Origin of the sequence: Streptomyces sp. NPDC002130, from assembly GCF_040296465.1 — a bacterium.
In the GTDB taxonomy this organism is placed as follows: domain Bacteria; phylum Actinomycetota; class Actinomycetes; order Streptomycetales; family Streptomycetaceae; genus Streptomyces.
Genome location: NZ_JBEOXI010001109.1, coordinates 1 through 1141, shown reverse-complemented (window position 1 = coordinate 1141; position 1141 = coordinate 1). Strand labels below are relative to the sequence as shown.

Annotated in this window: 2 protein-coding genes; one reads left to right on the top strand and one right to left on the bottom strand. The window is 61.2% G+C overall.

Annotated features, from left to right (window positions below; all coding sequences use genetic code 11):
* The coding region (locus tag ABT116_RS48825) for a lactate/malate family dehydrogenase (protein WP_502984100.1) at window positions 1-319 on the bottom strand (319 nt) is incomplete at its 3' end.
* Between ABT116_RS48825 and ABT116_RS48820 the strand changes: the two genes are divergently transcribed.
* On the top strand, window positions 298-1141 hold an 844-nt coding region (locus ABT116_RS48820), incomplete at its 3' end, for a PE-PPE domain-containing protein (protein WP_351648032.1). The genes ABT116_RS48825 and ABT116_RS48820 overlap by 22 nt on opposite strands.

The window sequence follows — 1141 nt, the reverse complement described above, 5'->3', positions numbered from 1 at the left end:
GTGCAATCGTGACGTTCACCGCGGCAAGTTCGAGCCGCGACTGGCCGGGATGCTGCTTGGCGCCCGCGGTGACAATGACCAAGTCCGATCCCGCGGTGACCGAGATGTCATCACCTCCCTCGACGGTGCACGGCGGTGTGAACTGGGTTCCGTGGTTGAGATCGAGAACTTCGGCGCGGACCTTTGCCCTGTTGGTGTCGTAGAGGGCGAGCGCGTCGGCTGATCCGCGTATCAAGCACGCGTACGCAATCGCAGTGCCGACGCTTCCCGCCCCGACCACGGACACTTTTCGCCTGGATGAACGATTCGGCGTCGTCATTGGTAAATGATGCTCGTTCCATAACGATTTCGCAGCACAACGGATTGCCAGTCTCTTCTCAGGGTTTGGATGCCGACCTCTCAGAATCGACGTGGATCATCGCTGGCATGGCTGAGGTAACCGTTCTTGCAGTTGGCGGCACCGGCGAATCCCACGTCGGCGACGACGGCGCCCGTGTGCGCGGACTCCTCAGCGCCGTCACCGACGAACTCGACAGTCGATTCGATTCTCGCTGGGTCGCCTATCCCGCGTCGTACGGCCCGGTCGCCGACGGCGGCCTGAGCTTTCGGCACAGCACCGCGATGGGTGTGAAGGCCCTCACTGCCGAAATCGCACAGACAGACGGCCCAGTCATGCTGATCGGATACTCCCAGGGATGCAGCGTGATCCGCGCAGCACTTCCGACATTGACTTCTCCGACGCTGAACGGCGCCAACATCATCGGAGTCGGTTTGATCTCGGATCCTCAACAACCGGCCGGTGTCATCGAAGGTTGTGAGGGACACGGCGTTGCCGGCGACGGACCCGAAGTCCAGCCGTGGATTCCGGTCAAGTGGATCGGGCACCCACAGGACATGATCTGTAATGCCAGCGACGACAGCTACATTCGCGACATCGCAGACTTGACGCGCTGGATGTCCTTCTCCCAGGCACGCGTGTGGGCACGTAAGGTGTGGGAACTACTTCGCAGCAATGCTTTCCAGAACGCGCAGAAGACTCGGTTCAGCCCCAAGCAGTGGCGTACCGATCTACGACGCATTCGCACCGCGTTCCTCGAAGTACTCGGCTATCTGCCGACGCGGTTGAACCTGAACCGCTTTC